Origin of the sequence: Agrobacterium sp. LMR679 (assembly GCF_027157905.1) — a bacterium.
GTDB classification, from domain to species: domain Bacteria; phylum Pseudomonadota; class Alphaproteobacteria; order Rhizobiales; family Rhizobiaceae; genus Agrobacterium; species Agrobacterium leguminum.
Genome location: NZ_JAPVOJ010000001.1, coordinates 167,458 through 193,374, shown reverse-complemented (window position 1 = coordinate 193,374; position 25,917 = coordinate 167,458). Strand labels below are relative to the sequence as shown.

Below are 25,917 nucleotides of genomic sequence, written 5' to 3'. Positions count from 1 at the left end.
CTTTTCCTTACGTGGCAATGGTCAGGCGCGGTGCGGCGTCGATCAGGGTTCTGGCGGTCGAGGATTGCGGCGCCGAGACGATATTTCCCGTCCTGCCGATTTCAACGATCCGCCCCGCTTCCATGATGGCGACGCGGTGGCAGACGGCGCGGATGACCGCGAGGTCGTGGGAAACAAAAATACAGGAAACGGCCGTCTCACGCTGTATTTCCACCAGCAGTTCGAGGATTTGCCGGCGAACCGAAACATCGAGCGCGGAGACAGCTTCGTCCAGAATGAGAAGCGACGGTTTGAGCGCAATGGCCCGTGCAATCGCGACACGCTGCCTTTGGCCGCCGGAAAGCTCGAAGACCGAGCGGCCGGCATAGCTGGCGGGCAGGCCCACGCGCTCGAGAAGGCGGCGTATTTCCGCCGCACGCTCGCGTCTTTTGACCATGCGATGGATGCGCAACGGTTCGCCGATGGCATCCTCGACGCTGGCGCGCGGATTGAAGGCACCATGCGTGTCCTGAAACACCATCTGCATGTGCCGGCGGGCGGCACGAAGCTTGCCGTCGTCAAGCGCCAGCCAGTCACGGCCTTTGAAATGGATCGTGCCTTCATCGGCCGGGATCAGCCGCATCAGAATGCGCGCCAGTGTCGATTTCCCGCAGCCGGAGGGACCGGCAAGCCCCATGGTCTCGCCCGGCTGAAGCGAAAAGGAGATGTCGGAAAGCGCCGCCACCGTTCTTGCGCCGGTGCGATAGGTTTTCGACAGTCCGTCGACACTCAGAAGGGCTTCGTTCATGACGCGGCCTCGCCGATGAGCGGCGGGGTGGAGAGATCGAGATAATCTGCAAGCAGCGCACGCGTATAGTCATGGCTGGGTGCGGAAAGCACCCGCCGCGTCGGGCCGTGTTCCACCAGCAGCCCCGCGCGCAGAACCGCGATCTCGTCGGCAAGGCTGGAGGCAAGGCCGATATCATGGGTGATGAACACCAGCGTCTTGTTTTCCTGCCGTACCAGATCGTCCAGCAGCGTGGCGATGGCGGCCTGACTGACCGTATCGAGCGCGCTCGTGGCCTCGTCGGCAATCAGGATCGAAGGACTGGCGGCAATGGCGGCGGCAATCGCCACGCGCTGCCTCTGGCCGCCGGAAAGCTGGTGCGGATAGGCGGCAAGCAGATGGGAAGGATGCGGCAGCCGCACCCGCTCCAGAAGATCGCGGGCAAGATCGTGCGCTTGCCTCCATGACAGGCCGAGATGCCGCACGGCGCCTTCCGCCACCTGTTCGCCGATGGTGAGAACCGGGTTGAGTGTCGCGCCGGTATCCTGAAAGATCGTGCCGATATCGCGCCCTGGCAGCGGCCTGCCATGAAACAGGCCGCTATCGCGGCTCCAGGAAATATCGCCGGAAACCCGCGCATTGCCGGGAAGAAGCCCGGCAATGGCTCTGCCGAGCGTGGATTTTCCTGAACCGCTTTCGCCGATGATCGCCAGCCTCTGCCCCTGCCGAATCGTCAGCGAAACATTCTGCAATGCCGGCGTATTGCCCGCCGCATAAAGAACGCTGAGATCGTCGATCCGGCACAGCGCATTTCCGCTCATGGCGCTTCTCTCCTCGTCGCCATCGCCCTGTTGATGCCTTCTGCGAGAAGATAAACGCCGAGAACCGTGACCAGAAGGCCGATGCCGGGGATGACGGACAAAAACGCGGCCGAGCGCAGGACGTTGCGTCCTTCGGCGATCATTGAGCCCCAGGTGACGATGTTCGGATCGCCAAGTCCGAGGAAGGACAGTGCCGCTTCGGTGAGGATGGCTGCCGCGACGATGATGGCGGCCAGCGCCAGAACCGGCGGCAGAGCGTTGGGCAGGATTTGCCGGAAGGCGATTTCCAGCGGATGCATGCCGATGGCGCGGGCGGATTGAACATAATCGCGCTCGCGGATGCTCAACACCTGCGCCCGCATCAGCCGCGCCGGATCCGCCCATGCGCCGAGCGCAATGGCGAGAATGACGATGGGCATGGAAGGGCCGATGGTGCTGACGAAGGCAAGCGCGAGCAGGAAATTCGGCACGATCTGGAAAGCGTCGGTGACGCGCATCAATGCTTCATCCACGAGGCCGCCGGCAAAACCGGCGATGGTGCCGATGACGGTGCCGATCACCAGCGCGGCGGCGGCGGCGCCCATGCCGACGAGCAGGGAGGCCTGCGCGCCATGGGCAAGTTCGGCCAGCACGTTGCGGCCCAGCCGGTCGGTGCCCAGCGGCAGGGCGGCATCCGTAAAGGGCGCAATCAGCGGCTCGCCGACGATGGCCAGCGGGTCGCCCGGAAAGAAGAGGGGGGCGGCAAGCGCCGTCATGGCAAGCGCCACCAGAATGATGGTGCCCGTGGCGCCTTCGAAACTGCGCAGCAGCCGGAGAGCGAAACTCATGCCTGTCGCTCCCCGCTGCCGATGCGCGGATCGAGAACGGCATAGACAATATCGACAGCGAGATTGACGAGGATGACGAAGACGGCGCTGGTCAGAATAATGCCCATCAAAAGCGGCGTGTCGCGGCCGCTGACGGCCTCCTGCGCCAGCCGGCCGAAACCGGGAATCGCAAAGACGCTTTCGATCACAACGCTGCCGCCCAGCATGGTCGCGGCCTGCAGGCCAAGCACGGTGACAAGCGGAAGAGCGGCGTTGCGCGCGACATGGCGCAGCACGATCCTCCGTTTGGAAAGTCCCTTGGATTGAGCAAAAAGCACGAAATCCAGCGGCCAGACCGCAGCCATGGCGGTGCGCATGACGCGCAGGAAAAGCGCGAGATAAATAAGGCCGAGGCTGGCGACCGGCAGCACGAGATGGCGGGCAATATCGAGCGCCCTTGCAAATCCCTGCTTGCCCGAGGCGATGGTTTCGATGCCTGAGGTGGGCAGCCATTTGAGTTGAACGGCAAAGACGATGGCCAGCACGAGGCCGAGCCAGAAGCCGGGCGTGGCGTAAAGCGCCAGCGAAAGCGTTGAAAGCACGCGGTCCGTCAGCCCGCCGGGACGCGCACCGGCCACGATGCCAAGCCCGGTGCCGAGGATGAAGGCGAGTGCGGTGGCGCTGCCCATCAGGAGAAGCGTGTTCGGCAGCCGCTCGAGGATCAGCCCCAGTACCGGCCGGTCGAAGGCAAGCGACCAGCCGAGATCGAGCCGCAGCACCGAGCTGGCATAGAGCCAGAAACGGGCGAATACCGAACCGTTCAGGCCATATTGCTCGCGCAACACATCCCTGAGCCCGGCATCGCCGCCGCCGATGGAGACGAGATAGGCGTCTACCGCGTCTCCAGATGCATTTTCAAGCAGTACGAAAGTGAAGACGAGAACGATCAGCAGCACCGGAATGGCGCTGACTGCCCTTCGCTTCAGCAATGTTACCGCACGCTTCACGATGCGTCCTTACGTATCGACCGCCGTATCCGCCCAGTTGGAAACGGCCCAGCGGGGATTGCTGGCGACATGTTTGACCGTATCGCGCGCCACGGTGATGAAGCCCCATTCGGCAACGTTGATCAGCGGCAGATCGGCGGCGACCTGCTTCTGGAAATCCTTGTAAAGCGCCGTGCGCGCGGCGGTATCGACCGTTATCGCCGCCTTGTCGATCAATTCGTCCAGCGTCTTGTTCTCGTAACCGCCCTGGTTGGAGAAACCGACGCCCGCCGGAATGCCGGAACGCACGAGAATGGTGGTGGAAATTGCCGGGTCGCCGCGGAAGACCGGAGGCGCGATGGCAAGGTCGAAGGCGTGATCGGTGTAGACGGCCTTCTGGTGAGCGGCTGAATCATTATTGACCAACTCGGCATCGATGCCGATTTCCTGCAATGCCTGACGAAGATAGGAGCCGAACTGTCTGGTTTCGTTGAAATAGGGCGCCGGCAGAAGTTTCAGCGAGAAACGTGTTCCGTTCGGGCCGCGCGCATAACCCGCCTCGTCCAGCAGGGCATTGGCCTTGGCCACATCGAAATCATAGGTTTCGACATCGTCGGTGTAGAATTCAGGGGCGTTCTTCGGTACCGGGCCCGTGGACGCAGTGGCGTAACCGAGGAAGACCTTGTCGATGACGAATTTTTTGTCGATGGCGTGGGCGATGGCCTTTCTGACCTTGAGATCGGCCAGTTCCTTGCGGCGATGGTTGATTTCGACTACCAGCTGATAGGTCAGCGCCTCGTAGCCATCGGCAATGACCTTGATGCCCGCCACCTTGGAGATGCGGTCGAGATCGGCCAGAGGCACGGCGGAGAAGGCGGCGAGCTGGATTTCCTCTGCTTCGAGCGCGGAAGCTGCACCCGCCCGGTCCGGCAGGACGCGGTAGATGATCTCTTCGAGCTGCGGTTCGTCCTTGCCCCAGTAATTGGGATTGCGGGTCAGGCGATAATATTCGCCGGGCTTGTATTCGGCAAAGACGAAAGGCCCGGTGCCGACCGGCTTGGTATTGGCCGGGTTGGTGGCGATATCGGTGCCTTCATAAAGATGTTTCGGCACGACGCTGGTAACGACCGGCAGCGCGTTGCGGATGAGCTGGAAGGGTGTCGGCTTGGAGAAGCGGAAGATCGCCGTGTGTTCATCCGGCGTGTCCACCTTCTCGAGATTGGCGAAGACCAGCCGCCCGAGATTCTGCAACGGTTTCCAGATGGAGAGCGCCGAAAAGGCCACATCCGCCGAGGTGAACGGCTTGCCGTCATGCCAGGTCACGCCTTCGCGCAGCTTGAAAGTGGCGCTGAGACCGTCATCCGATCCCTGCCATTCGGTCGCAAGCCGCGGCGTGAGCCCGTCCTTGCCATCGAAGGAGGCCTCGGCCAGCGGCTCGACGATCTTGCTGGCAATATAAAACACGCCGTTTGAGGCGACGATCGCCGGGTTGAGGTTCTTCGGCTCCGAATCGGCCGCGACGATCAGCCTTCCGCCGGGTGCCGCCTGCTGCGCGGCGGCGATGTCCGCCAAACCCGTGGTTGCGGCAAGAAGGAGTGACGTCTTGAGAAGCGAGCGACGGGACAGGTGGACAGGCGACATGATTCACTCCGGAAACGAGGGCTGGGCGGGCCTTTCCACTTGGTCCGCGGCGGCCGATCTTAAGACTGCAACCTCGGCAGTGTCCACGTTAATTCGCGGGCTTTACAGCAATGATTTTACGTTGCGCGGGCCTTTGCGGAAACAATATGCTTTCCGGCGGCAATACGCTTTTCTCCTGTTGCGGTCCTGCCGGCGGCGATGCTCCGGAAATTTGATTTAGCGCAATGAAATTAGGTGGTTGGGACGCCGATGCTTCGGCCGTGTGTGCCCCGTTGCGCCTGTGGACGGAGCGAAAATCTGCCGCGATGACCCCGTTTGGAAAGGGGTAATTAACCTTTATTTTCTATTTCAGGGAGACCGAAATATGTACGTTTATGATGAGTGTGCACGCTGCCATGAGTTTCTCCCGATCCAGATTCCAGAATTCGTCCAATAGCGTAGGGGAGGGGAGCGAGAAGGCTCGTCATGCCGGCGGCCAGTCGGTTGCCGGTCAGCAGACGGCGGGAATGAAGGCCGGCGCGGCATCCCGGCCGAACGCCGACGTCAGCGCAGCCGACGCCATCGAAGGCCGCGCCGAGATGCCCGGCTGGCAGAATGCTTTCGTGCTTGGCCCGAATGTGCGTTTCACCCGCACGCCGGAAAGCGCCTTTGCCCGGCGCATGCCGGTCGAGACACCCAATATTCCGGAAGAGGAAATCCTGGATGCCGCCCCGCCTGAAACGGTGGAGCAGGAAGCGGTGGCGCAGCAACACGCTGTGCAGCAGGAGGTTGCTCCTGTCTCCCAACCGGTCGTGAAACCGGCGGAGCAGCGCGTGCCGCCGTCGCGCATGCCATTTCTGCCGCAGCCGCCGGAGGCCCGGGGAGCCAGAGCGCTGACTTACAAATTGCGGCTGGAGCTTGCCCGCAAGCAGGCGGAAGAGGCGGCTGCCGCTGCCCAGATGCCGGCTCAGGAAGGTATCTCCGTAGCCGTGGAAGCACCCGTGCCGCAGATATTCCCGTCGGTTCAGTCGCAATCCGTCGCGTCTGCTGTCGAGGTCGCTCAAGCCGTCATTCCTGCTTTCGCCGCCCATCTGCCGGATGAGCTTTTCTGGGAGGTGATGACGCTTGATCTGCCGGGCAGTGTCGGCGAGGGCGTTTCCGCGTCCACGCGCGCCGTTCTTGCAAATTCGGTCGTTACGGCGCCAGCGATAGTCGCGCCGGTCGCTGTCGTATCGCCGGCAGCCGCTGCAATCGTGCTTTCGTCCGAACCTCCGGTCGTCACCGTGCCGGGCGGTTCCGCAATCCGGCTTTACCGCGAGATCGGCGTGCGTCAGTCCGTCGTTCCTGCCGCCCTTCCAGTCGTGGAACAGGAAGTCGCGCCGCCGCCCGTCACGGAAGCGCCGATGGTTGTCGAGACGCCGCGACCTGTGGAGCAGGTTCAGCCGGTTGAGAGAATTGCGGCCGAGCCGCGCTTCACGCCACGTGCGCCCATCCAGGCTTCGCAACCAATGTTCCGCGAAGCTCCGGTTTTTGCCGAGGGGGAATATGAATACCCCTCAATCGATCTTCTGCAGGAGGCCCGCGTCCAGCAGACGACGACCATGACGCCGGAAGCGCTGGAGCAGAGCGCCGGGCTTCTCGAAAGCGTGCTGGAGGATTTCGGCATCAAGGGCGAGATCATCGATGTCCGCCCCGGCCCGGTCGTCACGCTGTATGAGTTCGAACCGGCTCCTGGCGTCAAGTCCTCGCGCGTCATTGGTCTCTCGGACGATATCGCCCGCTCCATGTCGGCGCTCTCGGCCCGTGTCGCCGTCGTGCCCGGCCGTAATGTCATCGGCATCGAACTGCCGAACCCGGTGCGCGAGACGGTTTATCTGCGCGAACTGATCGAAGCGACCGATTACGCCGAGACCCGCCAGAAGCTCGCACTTTGCCTCGGCAAGACGATTGGCGGCGAGCCTGTCATCGCCGAACTGGCGAAGATGCCGCATCTGCTGGTGGCCGGCACCACCGGCTCCGGCAAGTCGGTCGCCATCAACACCATGATCCTGTCGCTGCTCTATCGTCTGAAGCCGGAAGAATGCCGTCTCATCATGGTCGATCCCAAGATGCTCGAGCTTTCCGTTTATGACGGTATTCCGCATCTGTTGACGCCTGTCGTCACTGATCCGAAAAAAGCGGTCATGGCGTTGAAATGGGCCGTGCGCGAAATGGAAGACCGTTATCGCAAGATGTCGCGTCTCGGCGTGCGCAATATCGACGGCTACAATGCAAGGGCCGCTGCCGCCCGCGCCAAGGGCGAGACGGTGTTCTGCAACGTGCAGAGCGGCTTCGACCGCGCCACCGGCGAGGCGGTCTACGAGCAGGAGGAAATGGACCTCACGGCCATGCCTTATATCGTCGTCATCGTCGACGAAATGGCCGACCTGATGATGGTCGCCGGCAAGGAAATCGAAGGCGCGATCCAGCGCCTGGCGCAGATGGCGCGTGCTGCCGGCATCCATCTCATCATGGCAACCCAGCGCCCGTCGGTCGATGTCATCACCGGTACGATCAAGGCGAATTTCCCGACCCGTATCTCCTTCCAGGTGACCTCGAAGATCGACAGCCGCACCATCCTTGGTGAACAGGGCGCGGAGCATCTGCTCGGTCAGGGCGATATGCTGCACATGATGGGCGGCGGCCGCATCGCCCGTGTCCACGGTCCCTTCGTTTCGGATGAGGAAGTGGAAAAGGTGGTCGCGCATCTGAAGACGCAGGGCCGTCCGGAATATCTCGGCACCGTTACCGAAGACGCCGATGAAACCGACGAAGAGGTGGAAGAGGAAGCGGCCGTTTTCGACAAGACCGCCATGGGTGAGGACGATAGCGACGATCTCTATGAAAAGGCCGTCAAGGTGGTGATGCGCGACAAGAAGTGCTCCACATCCTATATCCAGCGCCGCCTGTCCGTCGGTTATAACCGTGCCGCTTCGCTGGTCGAGCGCATGGAACAGGAAGGCATTGTCGGGCCTGCCAACCATGTCGGCAAACGCGCGATCATCGCCGGCGAACGCTCTTCTTACGATGCCATGGGCGCGGAAGACTGATTGAGCCTTCGGCGCGTGCGATATTCGATTGCAAAAACGCGCCCCGTGAATAGCTTGTGCGGCATGGATTCTGGAATTGGGAGGATTCCCTCATGGCGCACAGCAATGAAAAAGCCACCGTTCTGGCGAGTCTGGATGAGCTGGAGCGGTTTTGCCGCGCCGTTTTCCTGGCCGCCGGCACCGATGACGAAACGGCCGATGCGGCGACGCGCGCCATGATGCATGGCACAAGGCTTGGTGTGGACAGCCACGGTGTGCGCCTGCTCGCACATTATATTACCGCGCTCGAAGGCGGGCGTCTCAATCGGCGGCCGCAGATCCGCCGCGTTTCTGGCTTCGGCGCGGTGGAGACGATCGACGCCGACCACGCCCATGGCGCCCGCGCCACCTATGCGGCGATGGACAGCGCCATGGCGCTCGCGGAAAAATTCGGCATTGGCGCGGTGGCGATCCGCAACTCATCGCATTTCGGCCCGGCCGGCGCTTATGCGCTGGAAGCGGCGCGGCAGGGCTATATCGGCCTCACCTTCTGTAACTCCGACAGTTTCGTGCGCCTGCATGATGGCGCCATGCGTTTCCATGGCACCAATCCCATCGCCATCGGTGTGCCGGCGGCGGATGACATGCCCTGGCTGCTGGATATGGCCACCAGCGCGGTGCCCTATAACCGTGTCCTGCTTTACCGGAGCCTGGGCCAGCAATTGCCGCAAGGTGTGGCCTCGGATGGTGATGGTGTCGATACGCGCGATCCCCATGCCGTTGAAATGCTTGCCCCGGTCGGCGGCGAGTTCGGTTTCAAGGGTGCGGCGCTTGCGGGAATGGTCGAGATTTTCAGCGCTGTTCTCACGGGCATGAAACTCAGCTTCGATATCGCTCCCATGGGCGGGCCGGATTTTTCCACGCCGCGCGGGCTTGGGGCCTTCGTTCTGGCGCTGAAGCCGGAAGCCTTCCTGGAGCGCGAGGTGTTCGACGAGGGCATGAAACGTTATCTCGAGGTCCTGCGTGGATCCCCCGTGCGGGAAGACTGCAAGGTCATGGCGCCGGGTGACCGGGAGTGGGCGGTGGCTGCAAGGCGGGAGAGGGAAGGGGCTCCTGTCGATCCCGTCACGCGGGCGGCCTTCTCGGAACTTGCTGCAAAATTCTCGGTCAACCCGCCCGCCTATCATTAAAGCGGCCCGCGGCTGACGGCGGCATTCCGCCGTCATCCCGCGATCAGGCGGGTCGCAGCAGCATGTTCGGGCGCGGATAGGGCGCTGCCGCCGCGCCCAGCCTTTCGGCCCCGATGGGGCGGCCGATATAATAACCCTGCGCGTAGTCGATCTCCATCTGACGCACGAGCCTCAGCTGTTCCTCGGTTTCGACGCCTTCGATCAGGATCTTGTGGCCGCGATTGCGGATGAGGCGGATCATGTCCTGCAGCATCGCCCGGCCACGCGGGGTCTTGCTGTCGTGCAGGAAAGAGCGGTCGATCTTGACGGTATCGAAATCCGTCATGCGCAGCCACGAAAGGCCGGCAAAACCCGTTCCGAAATCATCCAGCCAGATATTGATGCCGAGCGTTTTCAGGTCGTTCAGACAACGCAGCACGTCCGAATGCATTTCCATGTCGACGCCTTCGGTGATTTCGAAGGCGAGCCTGTTGCCGGCAATTCCCGCTTCCACGAGAATGGCGGCCACCGAAGTGGCGAACCCCGGATTTTTCAACTGCATCGGCGATACGTTGACACTGACGACCGCCACCTTGTCATCGGCCAGTATCTGCTTGCAGACGGTCTTGATGGTCCACAGGCCCAGTTCCATGATCGTGCCGGTGCGTTCGGCAATCGGAATGAAAATACCGGGTGCGACTGGATTGCCATCCAGCAGGCGAAGCCGCATCAGCGCTTCAACCCCCGCGGTCTCGTTGGTCGAAACGTTGAGAATAGGTTGATAGACGAGGGAAACGAGATCTTCCGCGACGGCGATTTTCAGCAGGGCGGCAATATTCTCCGTCTCGTCGCTGGTCTGCGGATCGTCCGGATCGAACAGCTTCATGCAGTTGCGGCCATTGCCCTTTGCTATATAGAGCGCGCGGTCGGCCTCGTTGATGATCTTTTCCAGCTTGCCATCCGCATTGGGACGGGTGAAGGACGCACCGATGCTGACGGTGACGATGAAGGTGCCATCCCGGCGCTGGTCATGCGCCAGCGACAGGTTTTCAACGGTGTGGCGGATCGTCTCGGCAAGCTCACCCACCTGCTGCTTGGACTTGAACGGCGCCAGCACGATGAACTCCTCGCCGCCATAGCGGCCGATGGAAGCGCCGTGTTCGGTGATCGCATCCCGCAGGGCGGTGCCCACCGTCACCAGGCATTTGTCGCCTTCCTGGTGGCCGTAACGGTCGTTGTATTTCTTGAAGAAGTCGACGTCGATCAGGAAAACGGCAAAGCCTTCCTCCTTCCTGATCCAGTTGTCCCACAGCAGGCGCAGATGGTGGTCGATGGCGCGGCGGTTCTGCAGGCCCGTCAGGGAGTCGGTATTGGAAAGCCGCAGCAGCGCCTGGCCACGTTCGTCCGCCGCCTTCTGCTGCGCCTTCGCTTCCAGCCCGTTGACGAAGACGTGGTAGCGCTCCCGGTTCAGGTTCCAGTTCACGTAAGAGGTGAAAACGAAGCAGGATATGTAGAAGGTGCCGAAGGCGAACTTGTAGAAGCTGTCCTCGGGAAACTGCGTTGCCGCCAGAAAATAGGTAACGAGAATGATGCCCGAAGACACCAGCGACAGATGGAAGCGGAAGGTAAAAAACAGATTGGCGCCCATCATGAAGATCGCCCCGAAAACCATGTAATAGGACATGTTTTCGGTATTGTCGGTCAGCAGCGAAGGCAACAGCCAGCCGATATATCCCATGACGAGAGCGGTCGCACAGGTAAGGTCGAGCGCTGCGGTGCTGGCGCCCCTGTGCAGCTGGATTTCCAGCGTCAGCAGGGATGACAGGACGACCGCGAAGCGTGCGATAATGGTGTAAAAAGCGACGTCGGGTATCAGAATGATGTCGGTTGCGGCAAACAGCATATAGATGAAGACAGCGGTCCACAGGCCCCGACGGATCGAACCGCGGCGGCTGCGCTCACCTTCCTGCTGGTAAAGGGCAAGAAGTTCATCAGAAAACCGGGAGTCCGGCCGCCGATAGTCTTGCTGTCCACTCACCTCTCCCAATGTGTGCTTCATGCACTTTCCCATAGTGTTGCGTATACTTTATTAAGTAACTGCTTATTCCACTTTTCCGTGTGCTGTCGCACCCAGTGCGGGTTCCCGTCGATCTCTGCCGATGTGTGCGGAGAACATGGAAAGGAAGAACGCATCATACGTTCGCAACATTAAGTTTCACTAAACCGCGTATCTGCTTTCTCCCGTCCTCACGAGTGTGACCAAAAAAATACGCTAATCTACTAATGTATCCCTACACCGCTCAAAAATCGAAAGCGAGTGGCCTTCCGCCTCCCAGAAACGTATAGTTAACAATGTGTTAATACTGGAGGCTGAAGTGGTGCGGGTAAAGAAGAAAAATCTTGACGGGGCAAGTCTGATTACCCCGGATACTGTCGCAAAAGAGATTTTTGCACGCAGAACGGAAACATTCGATGAGCAGTTCGCAGTTGCGAAAGCAGAGGTGGCGCTCATTCTCGAATTGGCACAACAGCAATTCGACAATCGTGTTTCAGCACGTGAGATAATACATCGGACGGCGGGTGCACTTCACGGTCTGCGAGAAAAGCTCCACTCAAGCGTGTGGGCTGAACTGATTCCGCTTGTACAGAATCACCCCGTTTCCGCCCATTTTCTGGAGGACCCCTTCACGCGCTGGTCTTTCGAAAAGCCGCGGGGTTATTCGGGCGATGCGCAGCTGCTCGATTTCATTTATGGCCACGACAGTGTTGCCGAACTGGTGAACAAGGCCACGCCGCTCGGTGCGGCCCTTTACGATTACACCAAGGATGCCAGCTCCTCGGTTGCCGTGCGTGAGCGGCGCGACTTGCTGACGCGGTTCGTCGATGAGGCTGCGGCCCGGCATGGCAATGAGGCGGAAATCCTCACCATCGCTTCCGGCCATCTGCGCGAGGCGGATGCCTCCGTGGCGCTGAAAGAGGGCAAAATCAAGCGCTGGGTGGCGCTCGATCAGGACCCCTTGAGCGTCGGTTCCGTCGCCCGCGATTTCAACGGCAGCTGCATCGAGGCGATCGACGGTTCCGTGCGCGATATCGTCCTGCGCACGCAGGAACTCGGCACTTTCGACCTGATCTACGCGGCCGGTCTCTACGATTATCTGAACGACCGCGTGGCGATCAAACTCACGCGGCGCTGCATGGAAATGCTGAAGCCCGGCGGCATGTTCCTCTTCGCCAATTTCTCGGAGGACATCGTCGTCGACGGTTACATGGAAACCTTCATGAACTGGGCGCTGCTGTTGCGTTCGAAAGCGGATATGTGGCGGATCGTCAATGCCAGCGCCGATCCTGCAGGCATCGAGGCGGATGTGTTCTTCGGCGAGAACCACAATATCGTCTACGCCACGATGCGTAAGAAGGTGTGACGTTCTTCGGGCCAGTCTCTGCTTGCCAATAACCATTTGATTAAACCTCGGCGTGGGCCTAAGAATCCGCGCCGAATGCGTTGCAGAATGGAATGGCTGAAATGAAGAGATACTATTCGGATATGGGTGGTCTGCCGGGACAGACGGAACTTCTGTCGAGCAAGGCGGTGTTCAAGACCGCCTATGCGGTCATCCCCAAAACCGTCATGTCCGATATCGTGACAAGCGTGCTGCCGCACTGGACCGGCACCCGGGCCTGGATCATCGCCCGGCCGATGACGGGTTTTTCCGAAACCTTCGCGCAATATATTGTCGAGGTTCAGCCCGGCGGCGGCAGCGACCGGCCGGAACCGGACGCACGGGCCGAAGCGGCGATCTTCGTCGTTGACGGCGAAATGACCGTGGAATTCGAGGGCGTGCAGCATGCGTTGCGGGAGGGCTCCTTCGCCTTCCTGCCGCCCGGTTCCCGCTGGCAGATTCGCAATTCGGGCAAGGCGCCTGCCAAGTTCCACTGGGTCCGCAAAGCGTTCCAGGCGGTCGACGGGCTGGAGCCGCCGCCGGCGATCTTTTCGCATGAGGATGAGCACTCTTTGTCGGCCATGCCGGATACGGACGGCAAATGGGCGACGACCCGCTTCATCGATCCGGAAGACGTGCGTTACGACATGCATCTCAATATCGTCACCTTCGAGCCGGGCGCGACCATTCCCTTCATGGAAACCCATGTGATGGAACACGGTCTTTATGTGCTGGAAGGCAAGGCCGTCTACCGGCTGAACGAGGACTGGGTGGAAGTGCAGGCGGGTGACTTCATGTGGTTGCGCGCCTATTGCCCGCAGGCCTGCTATGCGGGTGGGCCGGGCCGCTTCCGTTACCTGCTTTACAAGGATGTGAACCGGCACGTGAAGCTCTGGTAACGGGCGTCATATCCGCAAAACCCATGAATTATCGCGCAATCCGGCGGTTTGCGCGATAAATGCTTGCGTTAAATCGAATATCACTAATAAATCCGGTTATGCGGACGGCTATCGCTGTGCCGCACCGTTTCGGCATTCGCCTGCTATCCTTGAGAAGACCTCCCGTATGAATGAGATAATCGATACCAATGTCTTCAATCTTGCCCCCGTGGCGATGTGGATCGAGGATTTCAGCGAGGTGAAAAGCCAGTTCGATATCTGGCGATCGCAGGGCGTCGAGGATATCCGGGCGTTTCTTCTGGAAGATTTATCGAGGGTGGCGGCCTGCTCGCAGAAAATCCGCGTGATCAAGGTCAACGCCAGGACGCTGGAACTGTTCGAGGCCCGCGATCAGGCCCATCTCGTCGACAATCTGCATCGGATTTTTCGCGACGACATGCTGGAGAGCCATGTGAACGAGCTTTCCGAACTCTGGGCGGGCAAGACGGAATTCACCAGCAACGCGGTCAATTATTCGATCGGCGGCAAGCGGCTGGATATCCAGTTGCGCGGCGCGGTCATACCCGGCCACGAAGAAACCCTCGGACGGCTGCTTTTGACCACCGAGGATGTGACGGAGCGGGAGGAGGCTCGCCGCAAGGAGCTTCTCAACCGCCGTTACGCCGAAGGCATGTTCAAACATTCGCCCGTATCCCTGTGGGTGGAGGATTTCAGCCGGGTGCGGCGGCTGATCGAGGAGGTCAGGGACCGCGGCATCGTCGATTTCCGCGTGTTCATGGATGTGCATCCCGAATTCGTGCGGCAATGCATGAGCGAAATCCGCGTCATCGACGTCAACCGCGCGACGCTCGACCTGTTCTGCGCGCCGGACCGGCAGGTTCTGTTGCAGCGGCTGGGCGATATTTTTCGCGGCGAGATGGAGAAGCCGTTCCGGGAACAGCTGATGGAGCTCTGGAACGGCAATCTCACCCACCATCGCGAGGTGGTGAATTACGCGCTTGACGGTTCCGAGCGGCATGTGCTCCTGCATTTTTCGGTTTTCCCCGGCCATGAGCGCGACTGGTCGCTGGTGCAGGTGGCGCTGACGGACATTACCGCGCGCAAAAAGGCGGAAGCCTATCTCGAATATCTCGGCAAGCACGATGTGCTGACCAAGCTCCACAACCGCGCCTTCTATTCGGATGAGCTGAACCGGCTGGAGCGCAGTGCGCTCAGGCCGGTTTCCGCCATCGTCATCGATCTCAACGGCCTGAAGGACGCCAACGACAGGCTGGGACACGATGCCGGCGACGCTTTGTTGCGGCGTGTAGGCGAGGTGCTGAACGGCGTGGTGACCGCGCCGAACCATGCCGCGCGCATCGGCGGCGACGAATTCGCCATCCTTCTTCCCGGCGCCGACAAACAGATTGCCGCCGCCATGGTCGAAACCGTTTATGAATTGCTGAAGATCAACAACCAGTTCTATTCCAGCGCGCCGCTCAGCCTGTCCCTGGGCGTGGCCACCAGCGAGGCCGGCGAGACGATGGAATCGCTGGTGCGTCGCGCCGATATGAATATGTACGAGCAGAAGAACGCCTATTATGCGGCCCTGCGTAACAGATCCGCAGACAATAACGATACGACGAAACCCGGCCCGCAGCCGGAAGCTTCCTCGCTGAAGCGTCTGTCCTAACGGGGAGTGAGGGCGTCGTGGAGCATTCCCTTAGCCCCCACGTCATCCTCGGCCCCGTGCCGAGGATCTAATCACGTCGAATAAAATCAATCGGTTGCAGATCCTCGGGACAGGCCCGAGGATGACGTCGAGAGAATGTTTATCCCCGGAATCTAAACCGCACAGCGGTGGTTTGGACGTGACCGAAGCAGCGGAAAGCTTCATTCAGCCAGCTGTCGCCTTCGGCTCGTCGCGATATGTCCTGCCTTGGACTCCAGTTAGTCCTCCGCTCCCAATTACAGCGCTCTCCGCAAGCTGTCTCACGCACCTTCACAAGCGCGTGAGACGGCTTTTGCACTGCAACAATTCCGTTGCCGAAATTTTACATACGTCTTAGTATGTATGTAAATGTGACCTTTTTTATGGATTCGGAGCGCAGTATGGCGAAGAGACTGGGGCAGATCGCGGCGGTGTTGTTGACGGGCATCGTTTTGGTCGGATGTAGCGATGAGCAGGCGTCTGCGCCCGGCGCGCCGCCGCCCGGTGCGGTGAAGATCGTGACGGTGAGCCAGGAAGAGCTGCCCATCACCAACGAATTGCCGGGGCGCATTGCGCCGACGCGGCTTGCCGAAGTGCGCCCGCGTGTTTCCGGCATCATCGTGGAGCGGGTGTTCGAGCAGGGCTCGCTGGTGAAGGAGGGCGACGTTCTCTACCGGATCGATCCCGCGCCGTTCCAGGTGCGCGTCGACAGCGCCGAAGGCACGTTGCGCCGGGCGCAGGCCGCGCAGCTTCAGGCGCGGCAGACGGCTGACAGGCAGCAGCAGCTGCGCCGTTCCAATGTCGGTTCGCAGCAGGAATTCGACAATGCCATCGCCCAGCTGGCGCAGGCCGATGCCGAGGTGGCCGTGGCCGAAGCAGGCGTCGCGGAAGCGAAGCTCAATCTGCAATATGCCGATGTCAAAGCCCCGATCAGCGGCCGCATCGGTCGCGCGCGTATTACGGAAGGCGCACTCGTCAGCGCAACCGGCTCGGAAAATCTGGCGACGATCCAGCAGCTCGATCCGATCTATGCCGACTTCACCCAGCCGGCGGCCGATCTTATCCGCCTGCGCAAGGCCCTGCAGGATGGCCAGCTGATGACCGGCCCGAACGAGGCCGAAGTCAATCTGCTGTTCGATGATGGCAGCCGTTACCCGCTGCCCGGCCGCCTGCTGTTTTCCGAAGCGGCGGTGGATGAAACCACCGGCCAGGTGACGCTGCGCGGTGAGTTCCCGAACCCGAGCGGCGATCTGCTGCCGGGCATGTATGTCCGCGTGCAGATCCAGCAGGGTATCCAGAAAGCGGCCTTCGCCGTGCCGCAGCAGGCGGTGCAGCGCGATGCGGGCGGGCAGGCGAGCGTGCTTGTCGTCAATGCCGAAGACACGGTCGAGCAGCGGCGCGTCAGCGTCGGCCGCTCCATCGGCGACCGCTGGGTGATTTCGGAAGGCCTGAAGGATGGCGACCGCGTTGTAGCCGAAGGTTTCCAGAAGACCGCCCCGGGCGCCAAGGTAAAGCCTGAACCATGGTCTGCGGAGCCCGACGCCACTGCCTCTGCCGGTAGCGAGAACGCGGCTTCGGCCGAGACCTCGTCTGAGACCCCGGCCGCCAAGCAATAAGGACCGATTTCATGGCACGTTTTTTCATCGATCGGCCCATTTTTGCCTGGGTCGTGGCCATCTTCATCATGCTGGCGGGCCTGCTCGCCATTCCCATGCTGCCGATTGCGCAATATCCGAATGTGGCACCGCCGCAGATTTCGATTGCGACCACCTATCCCGGTGCCGCGCCCGAGGACATTTACCAGAGCGTCACGCGTCCCATCGAGGAAGAGCTGAACGGGGTTCCGGGTCTTCTCTATTTCGAATCGACTTCCGAATCCTCCGGCAGCATTTCCATCAACGTCACCTTCGCGCCGGGCACCAATATCGGCGAGGCGCAGGTCGAGGTGCAGAACCGCATCGCCCGCGTTCAGCCGCGTCTGCCGCAGGCGGTCACGCAGCAGGGCCTGCGCGTCGAGCAGGCGGGCACCTCGTTCCTGATGATGGTTGCGCTCACCTCCGTTGATGGCAATACCGATGCCATCGGCCTCGGCGATTATCTCAGCCGCAACGTGGTCGGCGAATTGCGCCGCGTGCCGGGCGTCGGCAGCGCGCAGCTGTTCGCCACCCAGCGCTCCATGCGCATCTGGATGGACCCGGACAAGATGCTGGGCCTCAGCCTCACCTCGTCCGACGTTATCGGCGCCATTCAGGCGCAGAACTCGCAGGTTGCGGCTGGCCGCATCGGCGCATCGCCCAACCCCATCGGCCAGCAGATTTCGGCCACCGTCAACGTTCAGGGCCAGCTGACGACGCCGGAGGAGTTCGGCTCCATCGTGCTGCGCGCCAATCCGGACGGTTCGTCCGTTCGGCTGCGGGATGTGGCGCGGGTGGAAGTGGGCGGCGAAAGCTACGCCTTTTCCAGCCGCCTGAACGGCAAACCCAGTGCGGCCATCGGCGTGCAGCTGTCGCCCACCGGCAATGCGCTGCAGACTTCCGATGGCGTGCGCGCCACCATGGAGGAACTGTCGCGATATTTCCCGCCGGGTCTGGAATATGAAATTCCCTACGACACCAGCCCCTTCGTGAAGATCTCGATCCAGAAGGTGATCAACACGCTGGTGGAGGCGATCATCCTCGTCTTCGTGGTGATGTTCGTCTTCCTCCAGAACATCCGCTACACGATCATCCCGACACTGGTGGTGCCCGTGGCGCTGCTCGGCACCTGCGCCATCATGTATGTCTCGGGTTTCTCCATCAACGTGCTCACCATGTTCGCCATGGTTCTCGCCATCGGCATTCTCGTCGATGACGCGATCGTCGTGGTGGAAAATGTCGAACGCATCATGGCGGAAGAGCATCTGTCGCCGAAGGAGGCGACCCGCAAGGCGATGGGCCAGATTTCCGGCGCCATCATCGGCATCACGCTGGTGCTGACGGCGGTGTTCGTGCCCATGGCCTTCTTCCCCGGCGCCGTCGGCATCATCTACCAGCAGTTCAGCCTGACCATGGTGGTTTCCATCCTGTTTTCGGGCTTCCTTGCGCTGTCACTCACGCCGGCGCTCTGCGCATCGTTCCTGAAGCCGATCAAGGCCGGGCACCATGAGAAGAAGGGCTTCTTCGGCTGGTTCAACCGTGGCTTCGACAAGGCCTCGCATAAATACTCCTCGTCGGTCGGCAGCATCATCAAGCGTTCCGGCCGCTTCATGGTCATCTATGCGGCGCTGCTCGTCGGTCTCGGCTGGGCCTATATGCAGTTGCCCAGCTCCTTCCTGCCCAATGAGGACCAGGGTTACCTGATCGTCGACATTCAGGCGCCGGCGGAAGCCAGCAGCGAACGCACCCTGCAATCCATCCAGGAAATCGAAAAGATCTTCCTGGCGGAGCCGGCGGTCGATCGCGTGATTGCGGTTTCGGGCTTCTCCTTCTCCGGTTCCGGCCAGAATGCCGGTCTCGCCTTCGCGACGCTGAAGGACTGGAGCGAGCGTAGGCCGGAGGATTCCGCATCCGCCATCGCTCAACGCATCAACGGCAAGCTTTGGGGCCTGCCGGGTTCGATGTCCTTCACGCTATCGCCGCCGCCTATTCAGGGACTCGGCAATTCCAGCGGCTTCACCTTCCGCCTGCAGGATCGCGGGGGTGCCGGACAGACGGCGCTGAGCGCCGCCGGTGCACAGCTGATGGCGGCAGCGCAGAAAAGCCCGATTTTGGCCGGCCTGCGCGTGGAAGGCATGCCGGACTCTCCGCAGGTCAACCTCATCATCGACCGTGAAAAGGCCAACACCTTCGGCGTGACCTTCAGCGACATCAACGCCACCATCTCGGCCAATATGGGGTCGTCCTACGTCAACGACTTCCCCAATGCCGGCCGCATGCAGCGCGTGACGGTGCAGGCGGAGCAGGGTCAGCGCATGAAGACCGAGGATCTTTTGAACCTCAATGTCCGCAATGCAAATGGCGGCATGGTGCCGGTAAGCTCCTTCGCCACGGTGGAATGGGTGCGCGGCCCGTCGCAGGTGGTGGGTTACAACGGCTATCCGGCGATCCGTATCGGTGGCCAGTCGGCACCCGGCTACTCCTCTGGTGATGCGATTGCCGAAATGGAGCGTCTGGCGGGCGAATTGCCAAGCGGCTTCGGTTTCGAATGGACCGGCCAGTCGCTGCAGGAAATCCAGTCGGGTTCGCAGGCGCCGGCGCTTATCGGCCTCAGCGTGCTGTTCGTCTTCCTGCTTCTGGCGGCGCTTTATGAAAGCTGGTCCATTCCGCTCTCCGTCATGCTGGTGGTACCGCTTGGCGTCATCGGTTCGGTGGCGGCGGTGATGCTGCGCGGCATGCCGAACGACGTCTACTTCCTGGTTGGCCTTGTCGCCATCATCGGGCTTTCGGCCAAGAATGCGATCCTGATCATCGAATTTGCCAAGGATCTGCGGGCGGAGGGCAAATCCACCTATGATGCGACGGTGGAGGCGGCCCATCTGCGCTTCCGGCCGATCCTGATGACCTCGCTTGCCTTCTCGCTTGGCGTGTTGCCGATGGCAATTGCGTCGGGTGCCAGTGCGGCCAGCCAGAACGCCATCGGCACCGGCGTGCTCGGCGGCATGATCTCGGCGACGATCCTTGCGATCTTCTTCGTTCCCGTCTTCTTCGTGTTTGTCGCGAAGTTTTTCGGGGATCGGAAGAAGGAGAATGAGATTGCTGCTGACGCGGTATCGCCGGCGGAATAAAACGGGTGTGACGGCTGGGCGAAAAGTCACGTGAATGCGTTCATCTGACTGACAGCCCGGCACCGCAAACAAGGCACGGTGCGAAAGCGCCGTGCCGCGACTGGAAGGAGACATCAGCATGCGCCGTACCAAGGCCGAGGCAGAAGAGACGCGTCAGGCGATCCTTGCCGCTGCCGAGCGGGTGTTCTTCAAGAAGGGCGTGGCCAACAGCTCTCTGGATGAGGTGGCGGCTGCGGCTGGCGTTACGCGCGGAGCGATCTACTGGCATTTTTCCAGCAAGAGCGACCTTTTCATCGGCCTTTACGAATCGGTCGCGTTGCCTGAGTCGGATTTGCTGGACTTTGCCGATCCGGACCTTAAGGGTGCGGCGCTGCTGGAAAAGATCGAGGAGGCGACGTGCAAGTGGCTTGCGCTTCTGGCGCAAGACGAACAGCGCCAGCGCATCATGACGATTAGCCTGCGCACCAATTATTCCGACGAATTCGCCCCCGTCCTGCATGCGCAGGAAGAGCTGGACCGTTACCACAAGGAGCGGCTGGAGGCGGCTTTCGAGCGAGCGCAGGCCGAGGGCATCTTCAACGACAACTGGACGGCGGAATCGGCGCTCGGTGCGCTCTACTGGCTGATCAAAGGTATCGTCTACGATTGGCTGCTGTTCGGGAAACGTTTCGATCTGGTCAAGGAAGGCGCCGAGGCCATGCATCGTCTCATGAAGGGGTTCCAGCGTCCCCCGGCGTCATGACCGAAGGCGGCCTGCATCGTCCGTGCAATACGGGTCGAATTTAAGAGTATTCCAGAAGACCAGCGAAATTTGCTTTACGTACCTCAAAACGGAGGTTAGCTTCTTCCTCGAGCTTTGGGAGGAGTTCGCAGATGGTCGTTTCAGATAAAATCAAGGGGCAAGCGCCGCCCGTTCACGCCGGATACCGGTGACGGCACATGGCTTTTGCTGACGAATCTCCAGACCACGCCCTTATCCGGACGGTTGGGCTGTCCAAGTCCTTCGGGCCGGTACAGGTTCTCAAGGATATAGAGATCGCGGTGCGCGCCGGTGAGGTCCACGCGATCATTGGCGAGAATGGCGCCGGCAAGTCGACGCTGATGAAGCTGCTGGCCGGCAATGAAAAGCCGTCGGGCGGGGAAATCCGCATCGATGGCGAAGCCGTTACGCTGAGCGGTCCGGTGGATGCCGAACATCGCGGCATCGTTCTCGTGCATCAGGAAATATTGCTGGCCCCGGATTTGACGGTGGCGCAGAACATCTATCTCGGCCGCGAAGTGCGCCGGGGCGCCATGGTGGACGACCGCGCCATGCGCGCCGGCGCCCGCAAGGCAATCGCCGATCTCGGCGGTACGATCGATCCGGACGCCATTGTCGGCAGCCTGTCGATTGCCCAGCGGCAACTGGTGCAGATCGCCCGTGTGCTGCTGGTGCCGCATCGTGTGGTGATTTTCGATGAGCCGACGGCGAGCCTGACGCCCATCGAAACGGATGCGCTGCTGAATGTCATTCGCGACATCCGGGCGAAGGGCGTGGCCGTGCTTTATATTTCGCACCGTCTGCCGGAGGTGAAGGAGATCGCCGACCGGGTGACGGTTCTGCGAGACGGCAGGCTGGTCGCCTCCCATCCGGCATCGGCGCTGGAGCCTGCCGATATGGCGCGGCTGATGGTGGGGCGCGATGTCGCCAAGCTTTATCCGGACCGCGCCGCCGGCGGCGAGCACGAGCCGGTTCTGCAGGTGGAGCATTTTACCGTTCCGGGTTACGCGGAGGATGCCGGTTTCAGCCTGCGAAAGGGCGAAATCCTCGGTTTTGCCGGTCTGGTCGGCGCGGGCAGAACGGAACTCATGGAAGGAATGCTCGGCCTGCGCGCCGGGCGGGGAACCGTGCGGCATCATGGCAGGCCGGTGCATTTCGCAAAGGCGGAAGACAGCCTGAAGGCCGGCATCGTTTATCTGAGCGAGGACCGCAAGGGCAAGGGCCTGCTGCTTACCAAGGATTTGCGTGTCAATCTCACGCTTGCTTCGCTGAAGAAATTCAGCCGGCTGTTCCAGATCGATACCCGCCGGGAAACGGCGGCGCTCGATGATGCGGTCCGGGATTTCGACATCCGCACCGGCCGCAAGGATTTGCTGGCGGGCCAGCTTTCCGGCGGCAACCAGCAGAAGCTGCTGCTGGCCAAGATGATGCTGCTCGATCCCTCCATCGTCATCATCGACGAACCGACGCGCGGCATCGATATCGGCACCAAGGAACAGATTTACCGCTTCATCGCCAGGCTTGCGGATGAGGGGCGCTCGATCATCGTGGTTTCTTCGGAAATGCCGGAGCTGATCGGCATATGCGACCGCATTCTGGTGATGCGGTCGGGCCGGATCGTCGGTGAGGTGACCGGCGAGCGCATGACCGAAAACGACATCGTGGCGCTGGCGACGGGCGTTCATACGCAGGAACCCGCCTGAGCGCCCGTGTGCCGCGAAACATGGCCTGACAAAAGAGACTGAGGGGAAACATGACTGAGGCCGCATTTGACAACGGCAAAACGCCGAAGACCTCGAAGGACTGGGACCTGCGCGCCGTCGCGCCTTTCGTGGCGCTGGCCCTGCTGCTGGTTCTCGGCACCATCGCCAATCCCAATTTCATCGGCATCGACAATCTCCTGAATGTCGTCACCCGCAGCGCCTTCATCGCCATCATCGCTCTTGGCGCAACTTACGTCATCACCTCGGGCGGGCTCGATCTTTCAGTTGGCGCGATGGTGGCCTTCGTCGCCAGCCTGATGATCCTGTTCATGAATAGCGGCGTCATCGCCAGTCCGCTTTTAATGCTGCTCACCGCCATGGCGCTGGCGCTCGCCATCGGGGCTGCCTGCGGGCTGACGAACGGCCTCATCACCACCATCGGCCGCATCGAACCCTTCATCGCCACGCTCGGCACCATGGGCATTTATCGCGGCTTGACCACATGGCTGTCGCAGGGCGGGGCGATTACGCTGCGTAACCCGGAAATCCAGACGCTTTATCGCCCGGTCTATTTCGGCAATGTCCTTGGCGTGCCGGTGCCGGTCATCGTCATCTTCGTCACTGCGGCAATAGCCGCCTTCGTGCTTTACCGCACCCGTTACGGGCGGCATCTGACCGCAGTAGGGTCGAGCGAGGATGTGGCGCGTTATTCCGGCATTTCGGTCGCCCGCGTCCGCACCGTCGCCTATGTGGTACAGGGGCTGTGTGTCGCCGTTGCGGTGCTGCTTTACGTGCCGCGCCTCGCTTCCACTTCGGCCACCACAGGCATGTTGTGGGAGCTGCAGGCCATCACCGCCGTCGTTGTCGGCGGCACGGCGCTGAGAGGCGGGGTAGGGCGCATCTGGGGCACGATCTGCGGCGCCTTCATTCTGGAGATCGTCGGCAACATCATGATCCTGTCGAACTTCGTCAGCGAATATCTGATCGGCGCCATTCAGGGTGCGATCATCATCATCGCCATGCTGGTGCAGCGTTCGCTCAGCCGCAGGTGACGTATCACGCCGCGTCATGTGGGGCAGGCGCGGTCGAAGGAGGAACGCCCCGGTCTTGGGAGGAAAGAGACTATGCGTAGTAAATTCATCGGCGTGGCCTTTGCCGCGCTGGCCACGGTGCTTGCCGCTTCAGCGCATGCGCAGGACAAGAAGGTCACAATCGGCGTATCCATTCCAGCGGCCGACCATGGCTGGACGGCGGGCGTCGTCTACCATGCCGAGCGCGTGGCGAAGCTGCTCATGCAGGAGCATCCGGGACTTAATGTGATCGTCAAGACATCGCCGGACGCCGCCAATCAGGCGAATGCCCTGCAGGATCTTGCCGTGCAGGGGCTGGACGCACTGGTCGTGCTGCCGTCCGATCCAGATCCGCTGGTCAACGCCATCAAGGAGATCAAGGACAAGGGCACCTTCGTCGCGCTGGTCGACCGCGCGCCGAGCGTCAACGACAATTCGATCCGCGATCTCTATGTTGCCGGCAACAACCCCGCACTTGGCCAGGTGGCCGGCGAATACATCAAGAAGACGACGCCTGACGCCGAAGTCGTGGTCATTCGCGGCCTGCCGATCCCGATCGATCAGCAGCGTCAGGATGGTTTCGACAAGGGTATCGCTGGTTCCAGCGTCAAGGTTCTCGACCGCCAGTACGGCAACTGGAACCGAGACGACGCCTTCCGCGTGATGCAGGACTATCTGACCAAGTACAAGAAGATCGACGTGGTCTGGTGTCAGGATGACGACATGGCGATTGGCGTGCTGGAAGCCATCCAGCAGGCGAAACGCACCGATATCCAGTATATCGTCGCGGGCGCCGGTTCCAAGGACATGATCAAGAAGGTCATGGACGGGGACAAGCTGGTGCCGGTCGACGTGCTCTACCCGCCGGCGATGGTGGCGACAGCCATGCAGCTGACGGCCGGGCATTTCTACGATCAGGTGCCGGTCGCGGGTGAATATATCCTCGATGCGACGCTCATCACCAAGGACAATGCCGAGCAGTTCTACTTCCCGGATTCGCCGTTCTGACGAGCTGGCTTCTGCCAAGCGACGCCCGCTAAAACGCGGGCGTCGATGCTGCTAAAAGTTTGCCGAGGTTTGGATTTGACGAGACGGCTGCATCCCACTCCGTCACCCCGGACTTGATCCGGGGTCCAGGGCGATCAAGTACTTGATCGCGGGAGAGTCCTTTCACGGCGCAGACGCGCCGTGGCTGGATGCCGGATCAAGTCCGGCATGACGGAAGGACGCTCGGCGAATGCCGCCCGGCCCTTCATCCATTCTTCCTGAACCACGCCGAGAGATAATCCACGAAGCTGCGCACCTTGGCCGGCAGGTAGCGGCGATGCGGATAGACCGCATAGATACCCCTGTCCTTGGAGATATAATCGTCGAACAGCGTCACCAGCTCGCCGGACTGGATATAGGGCCGGGCGATGAAATCCGGCACCATGGCGATGCCGAGGCCGGCGCGGGCGGCGCGCAGCGTCGCCTGTGGGCTGTTGACCTCGATAGGCCCGCTGATGGTGACCGAATTGGAGCCGCCATCCGGCTCCAGATACCGCACCGTATTATGAAAACGCGTATTGGTGTCGATGATGAAGGGGACGCGGGAGAAATCCTGCGGTCCGTCGAGCGGCCCGTGCTGCGCCACGAAATCCGCCGTCGCCACCGCATAGACCCGGAAATCGGAAAGCTTGCGGGCGATGAGACCGGAATCTTCCAGCCGGGTTATCCGAACCGCGAGATCGAAACCCTCCTCGATCAGGTCGACGAACCGGTCCTCGGCGACGATTTCGAGCGACAGTTCCGGATTTTCCTTGGCGAAGTCGATCAGGCTCTGGCCGACATCGGCGTCGATGAAGGTGCGGGGAACCGAAATCCTGAGCTTGCCCTTCAGATCGGCATTCTTTTCGCGCACCAGATCGGCAAGGTTATCGATCTCCTTCAAAATGTCGGAGGCGGTGCGGTAATAGGTGTGCCCGGCCTCCGTCAGCGAGAACTGCCGGGTGGTGCGATTGAGGAGCAGCGCGCCGAGATCGTCCTCCAGTTCCCGCACATATTTGGACAGAAGCGCCTTGGAACGCCCCGTCTTGCGCGCCGCGGCGGAAAAACCCTCCGCTTCGACGACATCGATAAAGGCGCGGATGCGGGTCAGCGTGTCCATGAAAATCCTCCGGTTCGTTCCACATAATTGAACGCTGGAAGGCTACTGTTCAACCTTAAAATTGCTGCCGAAAAAATCCGCGATATGATGAAAAATTCCTCTTGATTATGACGGCGAATATTCTTATTTCCCGTGCTGCCCAAAGTCGCACGTGCCCATGTGTGTCCGCCGATTCCTCGATGTGGTGAGGATTTAGGTAAGGTACCTGGAA

Annotated in this window: 18 protein-coding genes; 11 read left to right on the top strand and 7 right to left on the bottom strand. The window is 61.2% G+C overall.

Features of this window, described 5'->3' with window-relative positions; all coding sequences use genetic code 11:
* Nucleotides 1-7 precede the first annotated feature (7 nt).
* Genes O3W47_RS00890 through O3W47_RS00870 form a run of 5 tightly spaced genes read right to left on the bottom strand, consistent with a single transcriptional unit; the run spans nucleotide 8 to nucleotide 5,020 of the window.
* Complete coding sequence (locus O3W47_RS00890) at nucleotides 8-787, bottom strand: ABC transporter ATP-binding protein (RefSeq protein WP_269312716.1); 780 nt, start codon at nucleotides 785-787, stop codon at nucleotides 8-10.
* A complete protein-coding gene (locus O3W47_RS00885) occupies nucleotides 784-1,587 on the bottom strand; it encodes an ABC transporter ATP-binding protein (RefSeq protein ID WP_269312715.1) in 804 nt (267 codons plus the stop codon). The genes O3W47_RS00890 and O3W47_RS00885 overlap by 4 nt, the downstream gene beginning before the upstream one ends.
* Nucleotides 1,584-2,414, bottom strand: a complete 831-nt coding sequence (locus O3W47_RS00880; protein ID WP_269312714.1) for an ABC transporter permease — start codon at nucleotides 2,412-2,414, stop codon at nucleotides 1,584-1,586. Before O3W47_RS00880 ends, O3W47_RS00885 begins: the two co-directional genes overlap by 4 nt.
* A complete protein-coding gene (locus O3W47_RS00875; protein ID WP_269312713.1) occupies nucleotides 2,411-3,400 on the bottom strand; it encodes an ABC transporter permease in 990 nt (329 codons plus the stop codon). Before O3W47_RS00875 ends, O3W47_RS00880 begins: the two co-directional genes overlap by 4 nt.
* 9 nt (nucleotides 3,401-3,409) lie before the next feature.
* Nucleotides 3,410-5,020 carry an ABC transporter substrate-binding protein gene (locus tag O3W47_RS00870; protein WP_269312712.1) on the bottom strand — a complete coding sequence of 537 codons (1,611 nt, stop codon included), beginning with the start codon at nucleotides 5,018-5,020 and terminating at the stop codon, nucleotides 3,410-3,412.
* Between the two features lie 374 nt (nucleotides 5,021-5,394).
* Here O3W47_RS00870 and O3W47_RS00865 point away from each other — a divergent pair, with 374 nt between their 5' ends.
* Both O3W47_RS00865 and O3W47_RS00860 read left to right on the top strand, forming a co-directional pair.
* Entirely contained in the window at nucleotides 5,395-8,088 is a 2,694-nt protein-coding gene (locus O3W47_RS00865) for a DNA translocase FtsK (RefSeq protein WP_269312711.1), read from the top strand.
* A 92-nt stretch (nucleotides 8,089-8,180) separates the two neighbouring features.
* Nucleotides 8,181-9,257: an Ldh family oxidoreductase gene (locus tag O3W47_RS00860; RefSeq protein WP_170985970.1), complete on the top strand. Its 1,077-nt coding sequence runs from the start codon at nucleotides 8,181-8,183 to the stop codon at nucleotides 9,255-9,257.
* Nucleotides 9,258-9,300: 43 nt separating this feature from the next.
* On the opposite strand, the gene O3W47_RS00855 is transcribed toward O3W47_RS00860, so the two are convergent.
* On the bottom strand, nucleotides 9,301-11,295 hold the full coding sequence (locus O3W47_RS00855) for a putative bifunctional diguanylate cyclase/phosphodiesterase (protein ID WP_174022862.1): 1,995 nt from the start codon (nucleotides 11,293-11,295) through the stop codon (nucleotides 9,301-9,303).
* A 316-nt stretch (nucleotides 11,296-11,611) separates the two neighbouring features.
* On the opposite strand from O3W47_RS00855, the gene O3W47_RS00850 reads away from it, so the two are divergent.
* The 9 genes from O3W47_RS00850 (at nucleotide 11,612) to O3W47_RS00810 (ending at nucleotide 24,568) form a co-directional block, all read left to right on the top strand.
* On the top strand, nucleotides 11,612-12,658 hold the full coding sequence (locus tag O3W47_RS00850) for a class I SAM-dependent methyltransferase (protein ID WP_269312710.1): 1,047 nt from the start codon (nucleotides 11,612-11,614) through the stop codon (nucleotides 12,656-12,658).
* A gap of 92 nt (nucleotides 12,659-12,750) precedes the next feature.
* On the top strand, nucleotides 12,751-13,575 hold the full coding sequence (locus O3W47_RS00845; protein WP_269312709.1) for a bifunctional allantoicase/(S)-ureidoglycine aminohydrolase: 825 nt from the start codon (nucleotides 12,751-12,753) through the stop codon (nucleotides 13,573-13,575).
* A gap of 166 nt (nucleotides 13,576-13,741) precedes the next feature.
* The gene (locus tag O3W47_RS00840; RefSeq protein ID WP_269312708.1) at nucleotides 13,742-15,247 is read left to right on the top strand and encodes a sensor domain-containing diguanylate cyclase; all 1,506 of its coding nucleotides are present in this window, start codon (nucleotides 13,742-13,744) and stop codon (nucleotides 15,245-15,247) included.
* A 419-nt stretch (nucleotides 15,248-15,666) separates the two neighbouring features.
* Nucleotides 15,667-16,881, top strand: a complete 1,215-nt coding sequence (locus O3W47_RS00835; protein WP_269312707.1) for an efflux RND transporter periplasmic adaptor subunit — start codon at nucleotides 15,667-15,669, stop codon at nucleotides 16,879-16,881.
* Nucleotides 16,882-16,892: 11 nt separating this feature from the next.
* Nucleotides 16,893-20,027, top strand: coding sequence for an efflux RND transporter permease subunit (locus O3W47_RS00830; RefSeq protein WP_269312706.1), 3,135 nt, complete (start codon nucleotides 16,893-16,895; stop codon nucleotides 20,025-20,027).
* Nucleotides 20,028-20,145: 118 nt separating this feature from the next.
* Entirely contained in the window at nucleotides 20,146-20,769 is a 624-nt protein-coding gene (locus O3W47_RS00825; protein ID WP_269312705.1) for a TetR family transcriptional regulator, read from the top strand.
* Nucleotides 20,770-20,966: 197 nt separating this feature from the next.
* Entirely contained in the window at nucleotides 20,967-22,490 is a 1,524-nt protein-coding gene (locus O3W47_RS00820) for a sugar ABC transporter ATP-binding protein (RefSeq protein ID WP_174022856.1), read from the top strand.
* 50 nt (nucleotides 22,491-22,540) lie between these two features.
* Nucleotides 22,541-23,542, top strand: coding sequence for an ABC transporter permease (locus tag O3W47_RS00815; RefSeq protein WP_135399213.1), 1,002 nt, complete (start codon nucleotides 22,541-22,543; stop codon nucleotides 23,540-23,542).
* A 72-nt stretch (nucleotides 23,543-23,614) separates the two neighbouring features.
* Entirely contained in the window at nucleotides 23,615-24,568 is a 954-nt protein-coding gene (locus O3W47_RS00810; RefSeq protein ID WP_020810860.1) for a substrate-binding domain-containing protein, read from the top strand.
* 244 nt (nucleotides 24,569-24,812) lie between these two features.
* On the opposite strand, the gene O3W47_RS00805 is transcribed toward O3W47_RS00810, so the two are convergent.
* Nucleotides 24,813-25,706, bottom strand: coding sequence for a LysR family transcriptional regulator (locus O3W47_RS00805; protein WP_065117027.1), 894 nt, complete (start codon nucleotides 25,704-25,706; stop codon nucleotides 24,813-24,815).
* Nucleotides 25,707-25,917 lie beyond the last annotated feature (211 nt).

What these genes read in the sequence shown, in the direction of transcription:
- O3W47_RS00890 (WP_269312716.1), bottom strand. Translation starts at nt 787, where the DNA reads ATGAACGAAGCCCTTCTGAGTGTCGACGGACTGTCGAAAACCTATCGC.
- O3W47_RS00885 (WP_269312715.1), bottom strand. Translation starts at nt 1,587, where the DNA reads ATGAGCGGAAATGCGCTGTGCCGGATCGACGATCTCAGCGTTCTTTAT.
- O3W47_RS00880 (WP_269312714.1), bottom strand. Translation starts at nt 2,414, where the DNA reads ATGAGTTTCGCTCTCCGGCTGCTGCGCAGTTTCGAAGGCGCCACGGGC.
- O3W47_RS00870 (WP_269312712.1), bottom strand. Translation starts at nt 5,020, where the DNA reads ATGTCGCCTGTCCACCTGTCCCGTCGCTCGCTTCTCAAGACGTCACTC.
- O3W47_RS00865 (WP_269312711.1), top strand. Translation starts at nt 5,395, where the DNA reads ATGATGAGTGTGCACGCTGCCATGAGTTTCTCCCGATCCAGATTCCAG.
- O3W47_RS00860 (WP_170985970.1), top strand. Translation starts at nt 8,181, where the DNA reads ATGGCGCACAGCAATGAAAAAGCCACCGTTCTGGCGAGTCTGGATGAG.
- O3W47_RS00855 (WP_174022862.1), bottom strand. Translation starts at nt 11,295, where the DNA reads ATGAAGCACACATTGGGAGAGGTGAGTGGACAGCAAGACTATCGGCGG.
- O3W47_RS00845 (WP_269312709.1), top strand. Translation starts at nt 12,751, where the DNA reads ATGGCTGAAATGAAGAGATACTATTCGGATATGGGTGGTCTGCCGGGA.
- O3W47_RS00840 (WP_269312708.1), top strand. Translation starts at nt 13,742, where the DNA reads ATGAATGAGATAATCGATACCAATGTCTTCAATCTTGCCCCCGTGGCG.
- O3W47_RS00835 (WP_269312707.1), top strand. Translation starts at nt 15,667, where the DNA reads ATGGCGAAGAGACTGGGGCAGATCGCGGCGGTGTTGTTGACGGGCATC.
- O3W47_RS00830 (WP_269312706.1), top strand. Translation starts at nt 16,893, where the DNA reads ATGGCACGTTTTTTCATCGATCGGCCCATTTTTGCCTGGGTCGTGGCC.
- O3W47_RS00825 (WP_269312705.1), top strand. Translation starts at nt 20,146, where the DNA reads ATGCGCCGTACCAAGGCCGAGGCAGAAGAGACGCGTCAGGCGATCCTT.
- O3W47_RS00820 (WP_174022856.1), top strand. Translation starts at nt 20,967, where the DNA reads ATGGCTTTTGCTGACGAATCTCCAGACCACGCCCTTATCCGGACGGTT.
- O3W47_RS00815 (WP_135399213.1), top strand. Translation starts at nt 22,541, where the DNA reads ATGACTGAGGCCGCATTTGACAACGGCAAAACGCCGAAGACCTCGAAG.
- O3W47_RS00810 (WP_020810860.1), top strand. Translation starts at nt 23,615, where the DNA reads ATGCGTAGTAAATTCATCGGCGTGGCCTTTGCCGCGCTGGCCACGGTG.
- O3W47_RS00805 (WP_065117027.1), bottom strand. Translation starts at nt 25,706, where the DNA reads ATGGACACGCTGACCCGCATCCGCGCCTTTATCGATGTCGTCGAAGCG.